This window comes from Psychrobacter sp. AOP7-C1-14, assembly GCF_052376135.1.
Classification (GTDB): domain Bacteria; phylum Pseudomonadota; class Gammaproteobacteria; order Pseudomonadales; family Moraxellaceae; genus Psychrobacter.
The window spans coordinates 23,232-40,552 of record NZ_JBQSVH010000004.1; the positions used below are offsets into that span (position 1 = coordinate 23,232).

The 17,321-nt window shown below is 43.5% G+C and carries 14 protein-coding genes; 10 read left to right on the plus strand and 4 right to left on the minus strand.

Annotated elements, in window-relative coordinates; translation table 11 throughout:
* Positions 1-192 precede the first annotated feature (192 nt).
* The 6 genes from ACT3QN_RS04685 (at position 193) to ACT3QN_RS04710 (ending at position 7,781) form a co-directional block, all read left to right on the plus strand.
* Entirely contained in the window at positions 193-2,280 is a 2,088-nt protein-coding gene (locus tag ACT3QN_RS04685) for an EAL domain-containing protein (RefSeq protein ID WP_444529080.1), read from the plus strand.
* A 64-nt stretch (positions 2,281-2,344) separates the two neighbouring features.
* Positions 2,345-2,803 carry a c-type cytochrome gene (locus tag ACT3QN_RS04690; protein WP_444520112.1) on the plus strand — a complete coding sequence of 153 codons (459 nt, stop codon included), beginning with the start codon at positions 2,345-2,347 and terminating at the stop codon, positions 2,801-2,803.
* Positions 2,804-2,852: 49 nt separating this feature from the next.
* Positions 2,853-3,872, plus strand: coding sequence for an AAA family ATPase (locus ACT3QN_RS04695; protein ID WP_444520111.1), 1,020 nt, complete (start codon positions 2,853-2,855; stop codon positions 3,870-3,872).
* Positions 3,873-4,119: 247 nt separating this feature from the next.
* Positions 4,120-5,136, plus strand: coding sequence for a hypothetical protein (locus ACT3QN_RS04700; RefSeq protein ID WP_444522411.1), 1,017 nt, complete (start codon positions 4,120-4,122; stop codon positions 5,134-5,136).
* The gene (locus ACT3QN_RS04705) at positions 5,133-7,397 is read left to right on the plus strand and encodes a transglutaminase family protein (protein ID WP_444522412.1); all 2,265 of its coding nucleotides are present in this window, start codon (positions 5,133-5,135) and stop codon (positions 7,395-7,397) included. The genes ACT3QN_RS04700 and ACT3QN_RS04705 overlap by 4 nt, the downstream gene beginning before the upstream one ends.
* A gap of 96 nt (positions 7,398-7,493) precedes the next feature.
* Positions 7,494-7,781, plus strand: coding sequence for a DUF4031 domain-containing protein (locus tag ACT3QN_RS04710; RefSeq protein ID WP_444522413.1), 288 nt, complete (start codon positions 7,494-7,496; stop codon positions 7,779-7,781).
* Positions 7,782-7,868: 87 nt separating this feature from the next.
* Here the strand turns inward: ACT3QN_RS04710 and ACT3QN_RS04715 are convergent, their stop codons facing one another.
* Entirely contained in the window at positions 7,869-8,387 is a 519-nt protein-coding gene (locus ACT3QN_RS04715) for a DUF302 domain-containing protein (RefSeq protein WP_444522414.1), read from the minus strand.
* 111 nt (positions 8,388-8,498) lie between these two features.
* Positions 8,499-9,419, minus strand: a complete 921-nt coding sequence (locus ACT3QN_RS04720) for a LysR family transcriptional regulator (protein ID WP_444522415.1) — start codon at positions 9,417-9,419, stop codon at positions 8,499-8,501.
* A gap of 284 nt (positions 9,420-9,703) precedes the next feature.
* Here ACT3QN_RS04720 and ACT3QN_RS04725 point away from each other — a divergent pair, with 284 nt between their 5' ends.
* Entirely contained in the window at positions 9,704-10,828 is a 1,125-nt protein-coding gene (locus ACT3QN_RS04725) for an S-(hydroxymethyl)glutathione dehydrogenase/class III alcohol dehydrogenase (RefSeq protein WP_444522416.1), read from the plus strand.
* A 176-nt stretch (positions 10,829-11,004) separates the two neighbouring features.
* Here ACT3QN_RS04725 and ACT3QN_RS04730 read toward each other — a convergent pair whose 3' ends face one another.
* On the minus strand, positions 11,005-11,700 hold the full coding sequence (locus ACT3QN_RS04730; protein ID WP_444522417.1) for a haloacid dehalogenase type II: 696 nt from the start codon (positions 11,698-11,700) through the stop codon (positions 11,005-11,007).
* Between the two features lie 44 nt (positions 11,701-11,744).
* Positions 11,745-12,398: a DsbA family oxidoreductase gene (locus ACT3QN_RS04735; protein WP_444522418.1), complete on the minus strand. Its 654-nt coding sequence runs from the start codon at positions 12,396-12,398 to the stop codon at positions 11,745-11,747.
* An 882-nt stretch (positions 12,399-13,280) separates the two neighbouring features.
* Between ACT3QN_RS04735 and ACT3QN_RS04740 the strand changes: the two genes are divergently transcribed.
* Genes ACT3QN_RS04740 through ACT3QN_RS04750 form a run of 3 tightly spaced genes read left to right on the plus strand, consistent with a single transcriptional unit; the run spans position 13,281 to position 17,304 of the window.
* Entirely contained in the window at positions 13,281-13,952 is a 672-nt protein-coding gene (locus tag ACT3QN_RS04740; RefSeq protein ID WP_444522419.1) for a 2Fe-2S iron-sulfur cluster-binding protein, read from the plus strand.
* The gene (locus ACT3QN_RS04745) at positions 13,949-14,941 is read left to right on the plus strand and encodes an FAD binding domain-containing protein (RefSeq protein WP_444522420.1); all 993 of its coding nucleotides are present in this window, start codon (positions 13,949-13,951) and stop codon (positions 14,939-14,941) included. Before ACT3QN_RS04740 ends, ACT3QN_RS04745 begins: the two co-directional genes overlap by 4 nt.
* A gap of 2 nt (positions 14,942-14,943) precedes the next feature.
* Positions 14,944-17,304 carry a molybdopterin cofactor-binding domain-containing protein gene (locus tag ACT3QN_RS04750; protein WP_444522421.1) on the plus strand — a complete coding sequence of 787 codons (2,361 nt, stop codon included), beginning with the start codon at positions 14,944-14,946 and terminating at the stop codon, positions 17,302-17,304.
* Positions 17,305-17,321 lie beyond the last annotated feature (17 nt).

The following is a 17,321-nucleotide window of genomic DNA, read 5'->3' on the forward strand; positions in this document are numbered from 1 at the left end:
ATTATTGTCTATAATGACGAATATTGTTACTCTGACTTCTATGCTAGCCCTAGCAATAAAAAATAACCTAAGCCAAAACTCAGTCAATACGATAAGACTTTCTGAGATTCATTCTAGTGCTTTTTTCATGTTAGGCTAGTTTGAATGAAAGGTGTAAGGTACCAAGATAAAAATACGACTAAAAGGCTCCCTATGCGCTCTCAATCTCTTTTGAATTTATTGGTGATTAATGATGATCAGCTTTACGCTGAACGTCTTGTGCAATTATTGAGTCCTTATTATGACAATGTGAATTTGGGTTTTTTAGACGATAAAGAAGAGCTGTTGAAACTCTTGCGTCAATCGTGGGACGTCTTAGTATTTGGTAAGGCTTATGATATGAGCTTTACAGATGTGGTAAGCATTGTACAAGAACAAAATATTGATTTACCGATGATCTGTTTGATGAGCAACGAGGTAGCATCGACTGGTTATAATGAGGAAAAACTACCTACTATTATTAGTGGCACAATGGTCAAAGCGCTTAAAGTGGACCAAGAAATACCAGTCGTGATGGCCATTTGCTTACAGCATAGTAGTTTGCGCAGTCGCCGTGAGCTAAAAACCTTACGCCAAGTGCTTTCTGAAGCAGAGCAACGTGCTAACGTGTTGATTAAGAACTCTAAGAGCGCGGTCGCTTATATAGATGAGGGTATTCATATCTTTGCCAATGATCCTTACCTTCAGCTATTCGGTTTTAAATCGATGAACGAAGTGATAGGCGTCCCTATTATTGACCTGATTTCAGGTGTGGATAGTGTCAAAGGGTTTAAACAGTTCTTACGTCAATTCGATAAAGGCAGTCGTCAAGACGTTGAGTTCAACTTTGAAAGTATGCGGACAGACGGCAGCACGTTTGAAGCGAAGTTACAATTGGCATCGGCAACACTAGAAGGTGAGCCCGTCACTCAAATTATTATTCAACAAAATAATAGTAATAGTGTAGAGGTTGCTAAGCGCTTAGCTGCAGCTGAGCGCAAAGACAATTTGACAGGTCTCGATAATCGTCGCGGCTTTGAAGAGCAGATGATAATAATACATCAGCAGGCAGTACAAGGATTGGCGACGGCGGCGCTGCTATATGTGCAGCTTGATAATGTAGGTAAAATAAGAAGTAGCTTAGGTCTACAAGGAATAGACGCTACAGTTAAACAAGTTGCCTATATGTTAGATGAGCTAGTATCTGATGGTCATGTTAGCCGTTTTAGTGATACCGCATTTACAATATTAGTGAAAAATAAGACAACAAGCGAGCTTGAAGAGATTGCTGCGCGTATCGGCTCAACTATCAAGAATATGTTTATTGAAGTTGATAAACGCACCACAAATACAACGGTTAGTACTGCCGTTGTCAGAATTGAAAGGAACACCGCAGAGCCCACTATCATATTAGAACGTGCTATGGACGCTATGAGTCAAATCATGGTAGAGACTTCTAATAGCGGTGGCTCTTACCACATATATGATCCAAGCGAACATGCCAATAGTGATGATCATGCCCTTGCTGAATCGTTGGTTGACGCCATTACTAATAATCGCTTTGAGCTATCATTTCAATCAATATACGATATCAACAACGATCGTAGCGACTTTTTTGAAGTATATCTACGACTACCATTGTCCGATGCTGACAATACGGTACTAACCCCTGATCAGTTCATGGCAGTGGCTAAGAAGCATCAGTTACTAGAAAAGATAGATCGATGGGTACTTATCAATGCCTGTAAAAAAGTCAATGATGTCCGTAAATCATATCCTGAAGCCAAATTATTAGTACAGTTAACCAGTGCTTCATTGGTCGATAAAAAATTGCCGCTAGTGGCAAGTCAGCTGATAAAAGCAGTAGGCGGCGCAGCTGGTGTATTAACGCTACAGTTCAATGAAATAGATATCTCTGATCACTTGACCATCGCGAAATCTCAATTTTCTGCACTCAATGATGTCAGCTGTCAAATTGGTATTAATAATTTTGGATCTTCCGTCAAATCTATTGAAATTGCTAATTTTGTCCAACCTAATATGGTACGCTTAGCGCGTAGCTATGTTCAAGATATTGGTTCAGCAGAAAATCTAGAAACGGTTAAGTCTCTTATCATACGTACTAACGAGATCAAAGTTGACGTGCTCATGCCTTATATTGAAGATGCAGCAACGATGTCAGTCGCTTGGAGTGTGGGTGCACGCTATTTACAAGGGTACTACTTAGAAGAGCCCAGTAGTACAATAAAGGTAGCGAGTTAAAAGAACAGTGCGTCATATCGTTTATACTATGACGATGATATTCTTCAACCAAAGATTGCTAACAATGTCACTTATCAGTAAATATCAAATGAGCAGCCTTTTGGCTGCTGTTCTATTGCTCGCAGCTTGTGAGAAAACACCACCTGACCACCGTAATCCCGTGACCCTGCCTCTATATACTGAAGGGGATGCTGACAATGGATCGATAATCTATAAAGATGCTTGCGGTCAATGTCATCAACGCAATGCGGGTTTGAATAAAAAAGGCCCACAACTAATGAATATATATGGTGCGCCGGCTGCTGAATTAAAAGATTATACCTATAGTAAAGGGTTGGAAGCATCAGGTTGGGTCTGGGATGCAGAGACACTCGATCCATATATTGCAGATGCGCAAAAAGCCATGCCAGACTCCAAAATGTTGTCTGACCCGATACCGGATGCTAAAGAGCGTGCTGATATCATTGCTTATTTATCCACACTACGGGCTGCTGCACCTGCCGTTATAGATGATGTGAATTGATATCTAAATTATCAGCATTGCGACCTAAAAAATGAGTTAATAACCTACTATGACCTATGCAGCTCACGATATACCGTCACATACATCAACAGCCAAAATACTTAGCCAAACTAAGCTTGATGTAGCTGATATTAAATACAATCAGCAGAAAATTGCACAGCTAATAGCGCAACTAAATCAAATTGTATTGGATAAACCGCAAGCCGTTAGGTTGGCACTCAGTTGTATCTTAGCAGGCGGCCATTTGTTATTGCAGGACTTACCTGGTATGGGTAAGACGACTCTGGCGCAGGGTTTAGCACAGTTATTAGGTTTGAGTTTCAGTCGAGTACAGTTTACCAGTGATATGTTACCAGCTGATATTTTAGGTATGAGCATCTACGACCAAAATAAACAGCAATTCGAGTTTCGTCCGGGCCCCATATTTACTCAATTATTACTAGCTGATGAAATCAACCGCTCCAGTCCCAAAACACAAAGCGCGCTACTTGAAGCGATGGAGGAGCGACAAGTCACGCAAGATGGTCAGACATATCCTTTGCCGCAGCCTTTCTTTGTCATTGCCACTCAAAACCCATTGCAGCAAGCAGGTGTCTATCCGCTGCCAGAGTCGCAGCTAGATAGATTTTTATTATGCTTATCATTGGGTTACCCGTCACCTACCGCAGAGCGTGAGCTGTTAAAAGGTAAAGATCGTCGCGAGCTACTTAAAGGTTTGGATACAGTGCTCGATACTGAGGCTGTACTATTGGCTCAGCAAGCCGTCAAGCAGGTTTATGTGGCAGATACAGTATTAGATTATTTGCAAAGGTTGGTTGCAAAAACTCGTGCAAGCCAAGAGTATCATGGCTTATCACCTCGCGGCGTGTTATCGCTGCAACGCGCCGCCCAAGCGCATGCCTATGTATCGGGATATATGGAAGTGACACCTGAAGATATCCAAGCGGTATTTGCTGCGGTCACCGATCATCGTCTCGGCCAGCGCTTTGTACCTGCGCATGTGACTGGTGGACAAGCGACCAAAACTATTGCCCAACGTATCCTAGCAGAAGTGTCAGTCGTCGCTTAGTAGTTGATATATTGTTTACCTGTATTGATCAAATACATCAATTGATCATGGTCTCTTACATAGTCAAAGCTATATAATTTAAAAAATATTAACGCCACTTAGTGCACTATCCACGGTATTTTTACCCGCTTTTCTTATATTTAAATTGTCCTGAATCAACTATATCGTTCTATTCCTGAGTCTGTCAGTCAGATATAAATACAAACACCGACAACATTGTCAATCAGATGGTAATAATAGGGTAGTCATGAGCTTGTTGCCAAAGGCATTAACCGCACCAATAAAATTAGCACTGAGCCGTTGGTTTGCCTCGCGCGCCCCTAAAAGTGATAGTGCTACGCTTAATTTACGTAACGTTTATATTTTCTTTAGTCGTGAAGGAATGTTATTCGCCGTATTGTTAGTGATTACCTTTGTTGCAGGTATCAATTATGGCAATAATTTGGTGCTGGGTTTATGCTTTTATCTAGTCAGTGTTTGGCTAATTAGTTTTCATGTTACTTTTGCCCATATATCGGGCTTAAAGGTACGTTTGCTAGAAGTCACTATGACAGAAGAAGGTTTGCCTGTTTGGGTAACACTACAACTAAATAGTGATAGCCGCCAACCAAGACGCCAGTTGTTGTTTGAATTTGAGCAGTTAGCCAATACGAAAACCAAAAATGGCATAAACGCACAAAACTCAGTGCTTATCACGCGGTTGCAAGGAGAGCAAATCATTCGGCTACCTGTCCAGACCGATACTCGTGGTGAGCTTGAACTGCCACGGCTAAAAATAACAACAGTTTATCCTCTAGGTATCATGCGTGCATGGTCTTATGTCTACTTTGCGCGTACGGCTTGGATATATCCAAAGCCTGAAGCCTTTGACTGGCAAGAGAGACATGCAGTCGCAAGCTTAGAGGATTTACCCACAGGCGGGCAGTATAGACAGGGTCAAGACGACTTTGAGCGGTTAGATAACTATATCGAGGGTGAGTCGCTGGCACGAGTCTCTTGGGGGCACGTGGCACGGGGACAAGGTATGCTAACTAAACACTTCGCTGATCCTGTCGGTCACGAGCAAATGCTTGATTATGTAGATATGCCAGCCGCACATCATGAACAAAAACTTGCACAATTGGCTTATGGGGCATTGACTTTAGGTCAGCTAGGCGTGCCGTTTAAAATGCGTTTACCTAGTGATAATCCTGCTATTGCGGAGATGGGTAACGGAGAATCTTTTGCGCAAGCATGCTTGCTAAGGCTTGCGAAAGCACCATGACCAATTCTAAACGCTTATCTTCTACTGCTGCTGACGCACTGTCCACAGAGTATTCTGAGGCCGATGCTACACAAGCGGCCAGCTTTGAGCAGTTGGCCTTAGGTCAAAAAATCTCGCTTCAACCTGAGCCAAATGACACTAAATGGTATCGTAAAATATTGGCACTACCAGCTTATTACTGGGTATTAATTGCTCAAGTAGTTGTCGTATTGCCGCATTCCGCACATTTACCATTATGGCTGATAGGATTTGCCGCTGTCAGTATCGCTGCTCAGTTACCCCATATCAAAGCTAAATTCAAAAAACTGTCGCACCTAAAACGTATCTATCAAAGTATGCAAATGCTGGGGTTTTTGCTGGGGTTATTAGGTCTGTGGTTGACCTACAATACGGCATTTGGGCTTGATATGGGTGTGGCGTTTTTAGTGTTATGCCTAGTTAGTAAATTGTGGGAGCTGTATAAGCGCCGCGATGCCTATGTAGTGCTGAATCTATCGTTGTTCGTACTTGCGGCATTATTTTTGATGGATCAAGGTTTACTGACTACCTTAGAAGTGATCGTTGGGGCAGTCATTATATTGCTCGCATTTATTACGCTTAATGACGATAGCAATGCTAGCGGTGATGGGCGTCTGCGAACATTGGGCGTATTAGGGGTTGGTGCATTGCCATTATTAGTGGTGCTATTTTTGTTTTTTCCGAGACTGCCACCGCTGTGGTCGGTACAACTCTCAGGTCAGCAAGCCACTACAGGTGTGTCTGATAGTATGTCTCCCGGTGATTTTGCCAATTTAGGACAGTCAACTGAGCTGGCCTTTCGAGTAGAGTTTGCTGATGATCGCCCGCCGCAACAGCAATTGTATTGGCGCGGCCTGGTATTTAGTGATTTCGATGGTGTCACATGGCGTCCAGCCCCTCAAAAGGATCAATGGTCGTCGAGATTGCAAGCCCCTGCATGGGTTCAGAATGCCTTCGCGACTGTACCTGATGATGCAAGGGCGGCACCTGTTAATTACAAAATTATCTTAGAACCCACGCAGCAGAACTGGCTATTCGGTCTTGATTATCCGTTTTCTCAGCAGCCAGATATCAATACTACCTCTGAATTTACCTTATCGAAGGAGCAGCCTGTTACACAGCAGCTTCGCTATGATGTATTGCAGTTTACCCAGATGCGTATTGATCCGGTTCTGACCGAGGCATCAAGACGTGAAAACCTTGCTTTGCCTAACGAAGGTAATCCTCAAGCACGCGCGCTTGCTAAGCAGTTATTTGAGCAATCAGGCTCAGATCCTGTTCGCTATATAGCTGCTATCGAGGAATGGATCAATCGAACAGAGTTTCGCTATACGTTGTCGCCACCACGGCTTAATACCAATCGTATTGACGAGTTTTTATTTGAAACCAAAGCAGGGTTTTGTGAGCATTACTCGTCAAGCTTTACCTTTATGCTACGCGCCGCTGGTATTCCTGCACGAGTAGTAGCGGGCTATCAAGGCGGTGAGCCGAGTCGTAATGGTAACGTATGGGAAGTGCGTCAGATGGATGCACATGCGTGGACTGAAGCTTGGCTAGAGGGCCAAGGCTGGGTACGTGTAGATCCGACAGCCTTTGTGGCACCTGAGCGAGTAGAGCAAGGCATGAATACGATGACCGATCAGCAAGGGGCTGCTATGTTCGGCAGTGGTGCCAGTGCACAAATCGACTATCAGCAGTATCAAATGCTACAAACGCTACGTCGACTATCAGACCAAGCGAGCTACTACTGGCAAAAAGATGTGGTCGGCTATGACCAAGATAAACAGGCCGACTCGCTACTCAAATGGTTCAATATCAGCTCAATCATGCAGCAAATCATTTGGCTCGCTACCAGTGCGGTTTCCGTTATGGCTATCTTAGTATTTGTCATTTGGTATCGCCGCCGCAAACGCTGGCATCCAGCAGACCTACCTCTTGCTCAGCTCTCAAAACGTGTTGCCAAACATGACAAGTTATTAGCCCGTAAGGATAATGAAGGGCAGCTGGCTTGGTTGGAACGTTTGGCACTGGTCATTGATAGCCGCCAGAATAACGGTGCTTACTCTGCTACGAGTCAGCTCACAGATAGTGGCGATCCAATTGTTGTTCAGACAAAGCTTATTGAAATTAGACAAAACTACCGTCAGTTACGCTATAAACAACTGAGTACATTTGATACCAGTCACAATGAATATCAAGAACGACTCAAACAACTTAAAAAAGATGTGCGCGCATTGTTATAAAGATTTTTGATAATAGTGCCATTAAGTTGCTAAGGTATTTTGAATTGACGACAAGTTAGATCAGCGAACCAGTGAGTAAGTAAGAGAGGCGGTTATATGGCGATATATGTAGATTTTGTGCAGATAAAATTTAAAGGCCATAAGTGGTGTCATATGCTGGCGGATAGTTTGCAAGAGCTGCATGATTTTGCGGCGTTTATTGATGTAGATGCGCGTCTATTTCATCGTAATGCCAGCTATCCTCACTACGATATTACGCTTCAAATGCGTGAAATCGCTATTGCGCAAGGCGCCATTCCTGCCAATAGAAAAAAGATTATCGAGTGTGCAAAGAAATTAAAGGTAGAATTGAATGACCAGATAGAGCAATCTAGTCATTCTTGATAGGAGTGCCTTTCAAGTAAGCAAATCAAGTAAACAAATAGAGTTTTAATTTTCCATTTCACCTATTTATTCAAACGTTTGATCGAATTATTTTGCCGTAGCTGCAGTACTGATAGCATTAAGTGCTTTTGAAATATTTGCAATTTCGGTATCGCAACCTTCAATATTGTGGCGTGTCTGGAGGTAGTCAGGGTTGTTATATGATAGCCATACTTTCTTATCGGCATCTTCGCTAATTAGAATTTTTTGCGGCAAGTCAATGGCAACGGTTTGCTCACAGTTCATTAACGGCGTACCTGCTTTAGGATTACCAAACATAACGACTTGAGTTGGTCTCAATGATAAGTCGACACCTTGTGCATTCTTTTGATGATCGACTCGCGCGAATACCTTCATACCTTTGCTTTCGATAACTGAAACCAGTTTGTCTGCGGTATCTTGGACGGAATGATTGCTCTGTAAAGTGACCAAACCTTTTCCAGCATTGATAGAGGTTGTTGTATTTGTCATCGCACCAGTGCTATTGGTTTTATCCAACAACGTATCGATACTGGCACAAGAAGAAACGGCCACTGCTAGCGCAGCGATAGAGACGATTTTAATCATAATGATACCTTTAAGTTATTTGTAGTATGGTCAGCCCTAACGATAATGAGCAACATTGAATATTCATTGTGCGTAATCAGGTTTGTGATTGCAACAGCTCTTAACAGAACGTTAAACCAAATGTTCTGCCAGATAATCAACTAATAACCTAATCTTCGGTGATAAATGACGGTTGTGCGGATAAACAGCCCAAATGCTTTCTTCAGGCTCTCTATAATCATCAAGCAAACTAACCAATTCACCAGACGCTAAGTACTTTTGCACATAATAATCAGGCAGCTGTACAATACCTAGACCTTTTAGCGCAGCATCAATCAGACTATAGCCGCTATTGTATTGCACAGTACCAGAGACACGTAGGTGTCTTTCTACACTCGTTTGTTGGTTATCCGCCTTACCATGAGTATCACGGTTCTCTTTTACTTTAGCCGTATCTATAAAGTGCCAGTAGTCACGAGTACCTAATAGGCAATTATGTTGACTCAAATCACTTAGATGGTGCGGTATACCGTGTTTTTGTAGATAAGAAGGCGCAGCGCAGACAAAATTAGTGCGCAGGCTAAGTTTCTTTGCCATCATCGTCGAGTCATGCAGTTTGCCAATACGAATGGCCAAATCATAACCCCCTTCAATCAAGTCGACTTTCTGATTACTCAAAAAGGCAGTCACTTCAATATCGTGATACTGCATCATAAAATCATTGATGAGTGGTAATAACTGCTGCTCACCGTAAGTCACAGGCGCCGTTAGTTTGATCCTACCTTGGGGCTTTGATTGTAAGTTGCTAACGGCTTGCTCAGCCGCATCTAACCCATCGAGCACACTGCGGCAGTGCTGATAGAAGACACGGCCTTCTTCGGTCAGTGAGACCCTGCGCGTGGTTCGATATAGTAGCTTTATATTTAAACGTTTCTCTAATGCGCTGATTTGGCGGCTGACTTGTGCAGTCGAGATGCCAAGCTCTTTTGCACCACGCGTAAAGCTCTCATATTCTGCTACGTAGACAAACTCACTAATCCCTTCCCAGCGCATGATTATTACCAGTATGTAAAAGATATTTGCAAATATAGCATATTGTTATCAGCTCAGAAACAAATATAATAGTTAGTATCGATGTAAAAAAAGTGGTGTTTTACTATTATCGATGCTTGCCTATAGAGGGCAGGCAAGATAAGCTCAGTCTATATTTATTTATTTTAACTGTAGATATAGTGAACGCTAAAATGCATTAGTAATTTATTAGAACTGCTTGTACTTATAGCAAAACTGTTGTGTCATTACCCATAAATAACAATCAATTAAAAAGAGAGATTTTTATGTCCGATAAATTTATTAAATCAAAAGCAGCCATCGCGTGGGGTCCAAACCAGCCACTATCTATCGAAGAAGTAGACGTCATGCTACCGCGCAAAGGCGAAGTATTGGTAAAAATCGTCGCTAGCGGTGTCTGCCACACAGATGCCTTTACCTTATCTGGTGAAGATCCAGAAGGTGTGTTTCCTTCGATCTTAGGCCATGAAGGCGGCGGTATCGTTGAGCAAGTTGGCGAGGGTGTGACCAGCGTTCAGGTCGGCGATCATGTCATTCCGTTATACACAGCAGAATGCGGCGTCTGTAAAATGTGCCGCTCAGGCAAAACCAATCTTTGCTCGGCAGTACGCGAGACTCAGGGTAAAGGCTTGATGCCAGATGGCACCACACGTTTTTATAAAGATGGTGAGCCTATCTATCATTATATGGGTTGCTCAACTTTCTCTGAGTACACGGTTTTGCCAGAGATTTCTTTGGCTAAAGTCAATAAAGAAGCACCGTTAGAAGAAGTTTGTTTACTTGGTTGTGGTGTGACTACCGGCATGGGTGCAGTCATGAATACTGCAAAAGTCGAAGAGGGCGCAACGGTTGCTATCTTTGGTATGGGCGGTATCGGGCTGTCAGCCGTGATTGGCGCTGCTATGGCAAAAGCCAGCCGTATCATCGTAATTGATATTAACGAAAGCAAGTTTGAGTTGGCCGAAAAGCTAGGCGCAACTGACTTTATCAACCCTAAAAACTATGACAAGCCAATTCATGAAGTGATCGTTGAGTTGACTGATGGCGGTGTTGATTATTCATTTGAATGTATCGGTAACGTTGATGTCATGCGTTCAGCGCTAGAGTGCTGCCATAAAGGTTGGGGCGAATCGGTCATCATCGGTGTGGCTGGTGCTGGACAAGAAATTTCTACTCGTCCGTTCCAGTTAGTGACTGGTCGAGTCTGGAAAGGCTCAGCATTTGGCGGTGTAAAAGGTCGTACAGAACTACCAGGTTATGTCGAGCGCTACCTAGCGGGCGAGATTCCATTACAAGATTTCATCACACATACGATGCCAATAGAAGACGTAAACGAAGCGTTTGACTTGATGCACAAAGGTGAAAGTATTCGTACAGTCGTCAATTTTTAATCGTGGTTTTTACGATGCATAGTTTCTTATGATGTATGGTTTTTGACGAACATATTAACGCTATTATATGGTAGTCATCGCCTTCACATTATACTTTTAAAACGAAAAAAGCTGCTTCAATATCGAAGCAGCTTTTTTGTATGTTATGCCTAAACACTGCCTATTAGTTGGATGTATTAAGCAGTTCTTTTGCTAATAAGTTGATCGACTAGTACCGATAAATCTGATGCGGTCAAATCTGGAACTGGTACATTGGGCGCGTTCAGCATCGCATTATAAGGTCGGGTCAAAAACGCACCGCGACAACCAGCCGCTTGCGCACCTACAGTATCCCAAAGGTGACAAGCAACAAGACACATCTCTGACGTGTCAACATCTAATGTCTCAGCGACCATCTGATATGTTTCAGGTGCGGGCTTGAACTTGCCAACAGGCTCAATGCTGAAGTGTTGCTCAAAGAACTGACTGAGACCTGCTTTTTCTAGTGGCGTTGGAGAGGTGCTGCTCGCTGAGTTGGTCAGTGTGACCAGTCGAAACCCTGCATCGCGCAAACGAGTCAGTGCAGGCGCAGCATCAGGATGTGCAGGCATAGCACTCATTCTTTCTTTGAACTCATTGATATCGTCGTCTGTCAAAGTCACTTGTCTAATATCAGCAACCATTTGCAACGCCCCAACGCCAAGTTCACCAAAAGACGTATAGAGACCAGACAACGTCATGGTTTGTGAGTACAGTACTAGCTGAGCGAACCACTCTCTTAGTACTATTTGCTCACCAAAGACGCGCGTGAATAAAGGCGTTAGCGTGTCGATGTCGAGCAATGTTTCATTGACGTCAAACACAATAATCGAGGGAAAGCGTTCAGAAGACATATAGGATCCTTTTATAGAATGGCATTTTTATAACGTTAGGTGATTTATTCAGTCATGTTCGCCAATTGCTCTAATATACTGATGTAGTTCTCGACCCCTTGGGCGCCGCTGACCAAATGACGTTCATTAAAGATAATCGCTGGCACACTTTGAATGCCTTGCTGTTGCCAATGCTGCTCTTCTGCTCGAACTTCATTTGCAAAGAACTGACCTTCTAATACTGCCAATGATTCACTACGATCAAGTCCAGTCTCTGCGGCAATATCGGCAAGCACATTGATATCAGAGATGTCTCTGTTATTGGTAAAATGTGCGGCAAATAACGCTTGTTTTAACTCATGCATGCGGCCTTGTTGGTCAGCGAAATGTAGTAGCTGATGCAAATCAAAGGTATTGTGCATACGTGTGTCATCGTTGAAATTGAATTCAAAACCAACTTCGGAACCAGCTTCAGTCATTCTGACTCGGCTAGCATCTGACTCTTGCTTAGTAGAGCCGTATTTTTCAATAATATGTTCGCGTAGGTTTTGACCTTCGCTTGGCATGTTGGGGTTTAGCTCAAATGGGTGCCAGTGGATGGTGTGAGCTGTGTTAGTTTGCTCAAGTGCTGCTGCTAATTGACGATAGCCGATGACGCACCAAGGGCAAACGACGTCTGAGACGATGTCTATTCGGAGCGGTTTTTCTGATGTGCTCATATTTCCTCACAGGTATTATTATGTATGTTTTATTTGGGGTGTATAGATAGTGGCGTATTAGTTGGAATCAAGTAGATATACTTAATTATTGGGTAGCAAGTTAGTTCATACTAAGAGCATGACTAAGTGATTACAATGTAGTCTGCGCCGTCTGCGTCACCAATTCGATAGCGTAATTGTAACTATTATTAACGAGTAAATAGGCGTTCTTGCGATACGATGACTCGGTAATAATAAAATCTACGTATACTTAATCAAGCATGCATAATCCTAAAATAGGCTTTTATTCAGAGTGGCTTCGTTGAAATGATAACCAAAGAAGAGTTTGCTGAGAGGGAATAAAAACTTAATATCAATAATGAAGTCACAGGTAAAAAATATTACTGAGGCGATAAAATGGGGTTACAGCACAAAAGCATTTTATTTGCGTATTAAAGGTCACACCGCTGTGGCGGTCGTTTCGCTTGGTTGCTGTAGTAAAAATAATTTTAATGCTGAGCTACCAAGATCATGTTTGGATGAAAAAACAACTATCATAAAAGCGTAGCCAGTTTCTAGCTACGTAAAGGTTGCATTTGAGAGATACAGTAAGCAAATTCTATATAGAAAAAAGTTATTTGAAAGCTCCATGAACTTGCCGTTCATGGGGCTTTTTTTATCGGAATTTTCTCCGATATCACGTAAAAAATTGACAATAAACAATATATCACCTATTAGTAGTGCTAACATTTCTAGAGTCTCGCAGATTAAAAACTACACTGGAATCCCTACAAAGTAAAAACAAAACAATTTTTTTCATAAGCCATAATAAATTTATTGACGCTCTCTTTTTGAAGCGTATTTCAGCATTTTATTATGTTCACCTGCCAGCGAGAAGCCAGCATGTCTACTTTGACTTTAACAATCAATAAGCAAGATTATCAGCTTGAAAGTCTTGATGCCCGTACGACATTGCTCGACGTCTGTCGTCAGCACCTGCAAATCACTGGACCCAAAAAAGGCTGTGACCACGGTCAATGCGGGGCTTGTACGATGCTTATCAATGGACGACGGGTCAATTCCTGTCTGACGCTCGCTGTTATGCACGATGGCGATAACATCACCACGATTGAAGGCATCGGAATGCCAGACTCACTATCGGTGTTACAACAAGCGTTTAAGGACAATGACGCCTTTCAGTGTGGGTATTGCACACCCGGTCAAATTTGCTCAGCGACTGCATTGATAGAAGAAATAAAGCAAAACTGGCCAAGCCATGTCAGCACAGATTTGCAAAATCCTGATGGTCACCTTGTACAAGAAATCGCTGAGCGCATGAGCGGTAATATTTGTCGCTGCTCAGCTTATCCGAATATCATTAAAGCTATTTCACAAGTGCTTGAAGGTGAGGTATCAGAATCTACAACTCAAACAGCTGACAACGCTGTGCAAACCTCAAGTGTCACAGGTATTTGGTCACCGCCACCGAGTGAGGCGCAACTTGGAAAGGCCTCAGCAGATAACAATAAGACAAATAGTAAGACAGCGACTGCTACGACAGGAGGTCGCTCATGAAACGCTTTGAATACAACCGTGCTGATGTACCAGAGCAAGCCGCGATATCTGCCAGTGATAAAGAGGCTTCTTTTATCGCAGGTGGTACCAACTTATTAGACTTGATGAAACTGGAGGTCGAGACGCCAATTAAATTGGTCGATATTACTCGTTTGGAATTAGAGCAAGTCGAAACCACTGCTGATGGTGGTTTACGCATAGGTACGCTCGTGACCAATAGTGATTTGGCAGCGCATCCTGAGGTCATTGCAAATTACCCAGTATTGTCCCGAGCGATTTTGGCAGGAGCGACTGGTCAGTTGCGTAACAAAGCAACGACTGGCGGTAATTTTTTACAGCGCACCCGTTGTTACTACTTTTATCAGACAGATAGCGCCTGCAATAAGCGTGAACCGGGCACAGGTTGTCCTGCTATCAATGGCGAGAACCGTACGCTGGCTATTTTAGGTACGAGCGATGCCTGTATTGCTCAGCATCCATCTGACATGGCAGTGGCAATGCGCTTGTTGGATGCCACTATCGAGACAGTCAAAGCTGACGGCTCGACTCGTACTATCGATGTTAAAAACTTCTATTGCTTACCAAAAGATACGCCGCATATCGAAAACGTACTGGAGGCAGGCGAGTTAATTACTCACGTTGTGTTACCTGCACCTATCAAAGGCATGCACACCTATGACAAAGTACGAGATCGCGCCTCTTATGCCTTTGCACTGGTATCCTGTGGCGCAGTGATAGACACTGATGATAGCGGCAATCTGAAAACGGTACGATTGGCATTTGGTGGTATCGGTACTAAGCCATGGCGTAACGAAGAAGTTGAGGCACTGTTGACGGATACCGATGGCAATAATGACGTTATCGCGCAAGCCGCTGATTTGTTATTGAAGGATGCTAAAGGTAATGGTCAGAATGACTTCAAGATACCGTTGACGCGTCGCCTACTAAAACAAGTCATTCAGCGCGCACTAGCGAGCGAGGGAGCATAATCATGTCATTATTTGAATCAATCACTCAGTCAGAGCCGACCAAAAAAATGACCATGGATGAGCCTGTTGAGTCTTTGTTTAGTACAACAGCGAGCAAATTGGTTGGTAAGCCTATCAACCGTGTTGACGGTTCGCTAAAGGTTAGTGGTCAAGCGCCTTACAGTGCCGAAATCCATTTAGACAATAAAGCTTATGGTGTCTTGGTTGGTGCGACTATTGCTAAAGGACAAGTCAAGAATATTGATAGCAGTTCTTTAGACGGCATTCCTAATATTATCAAGGTCGTGACAGATCCTAAGCACTTTTTGCGTAATTCTCAGCAAGGCGGGCTAAAAAAAGCCCCGAAGCAGGGAGCGACTGAGATTTTTTATCATGGTCAACCCATTGCGGTCGTCATCGCTGAAACCTTTGAGGCGGCCACAGAAGGGGCTAATGCGCTTAAAGTCACCTATGCAGATGAGACTGACCAGGCAGCATTGAATTTTACTAAAGAGTTATCCAACGCCCATGCAGTCGATGAAAAAAAAGGCCCTGATAAAAATTATGTCCAAGGCGATCCAGAGCAAGGATTGATTGATGCTGAGGTGACACTAGATCGTTTTTATCATACGCCAAGTCAAAACAGCTCGGCGATGGAGCCGCACGCAACATTAGCCCACTGGGAAGGCGATAAGCTTATTCTTTATACAGCCAATCAAATGCTTGCGTCTTGTAAGCAGCAAGTGATGGATGCGCTAGACTTAAACAAAGACCAAGTTCAGCTGATCGCGCACTATGTTGGTGGTGGGTTTGGTAGCAAGCTCGGTATTGCCCCTGAATCTATTGCCGCTGCCATTGCTTCAAAAGAGCTTGGTCGTCCAGTATCGATCACCATGACCCGTTCACAAGTGATGGAAGCAACGGTCAGACGCTCGAACACTCGGCAGCGCATTGTGATTGGCTGTGACAAGGATGGTGTTATCGATACGTTGATACACGATACCATTGCTAGCAATTTGCCAGACGAAGCGTTCTTTGAGCCAACTGCCTTATCTACTCATTACTTATATCGCGGTAAAAACCGCCGTGTAAATTATGAAATGGTCGACATGAACCAAGTGTTATCAGGCTCAATGCGGGCACCTGGTGAAGCGGTCGGCATGATTGCCGTTGAATGTGCGATGGACGAGTTGGCCGTGCAGTTAGATATTGATCCTATAGAGCTGCGTCGCCGTAATGAACCCGAAAAAGACCCTAGTAAAGACATTCCATTTTCGACGCGCCAGCTGATTGCTTGTATGGAGCAAGGTGCTGAGCAGTTCGGTTGGAGTCAGCGAAACGCAAAGCCTGCCAGTCAGTTAGAAGGCGACTGGTGGATAGGCACAGGCATGGCTGCGGCCGCACGTGGTAATCAGTTACAGTCTTCTGAAGCACGCGCAACGCTCCAAATTGACAATTCAAAAGCGTTTGGTGTTAAAGCGGTCATTGAGACAGATATGACGGATATCGGTACAGGGTCCTATACCGTGTTTTCTCAGGTAGCTGCAGATTTACTAGGACTACCCATTGACCATATCGAGATGAAATTAGGTGATAGTGCCTTACCACCTGCATCAGGCTCAGGTGGTAGTTGGGGTGCGGCGAGCGCAGGTAGCGGCGTATATCTAGCTTGTGAGCAGCTACGTGAAATGCTAGCAGAAAAAGTCGGCCTATATCCTGACACAATTCAGCTAGACAATGGTCAAATTAAGCAAGTAGGCAAGCACGATACAACTTCAGAGAATGTATTAGAAGAAAAAACGCTGTCAGAAACAGAAAAGTATAATTTTGAGAATAAAGAGTCATATGCGCTTACCGAGGTAGTCGCAGGTTATGAGGAGCAAAAAGTTAGTGCTAAAGGACAGATAAAGCCAGGTAAAAATGGTAAAAAGTATCGTCAATCATCTTTTGGTGCCAATTTCGCTGAAGTAGCCGTGCATAAAGTCACGGGTGAAATCCGAGTAAAACGTATGACGGGTGCATTTGCAGCAGGTCGTATTCTTAATCACAAAACTGCAACCTCACAATGCTATGGCGGCATGGTGTTTGGTATTGGTTCAGCGCTGATGGAAGAGGTCATCCACGACAAACGTGACGGTCGTCTGTGTAACCATGACCTTGCCGAGTACCACGTACCAGTCAATGCAGATGTACCGCAGTTAGATGTGATATTGGTCGAAGAGGATGATCCTTATACCAACCCAATGCATATCAAAGGTATTGGTGAGACTGCCATCGCTGGTGCAGCTGCTGCGATTGCTAATGCTATATACAATGCCGTTGGCGTACGTGTTTATGATTTTCCGATTACGCTTGATAAGCTGCTTTACGAAATGCCAGAGTAATTTTTTGAGCCATATGT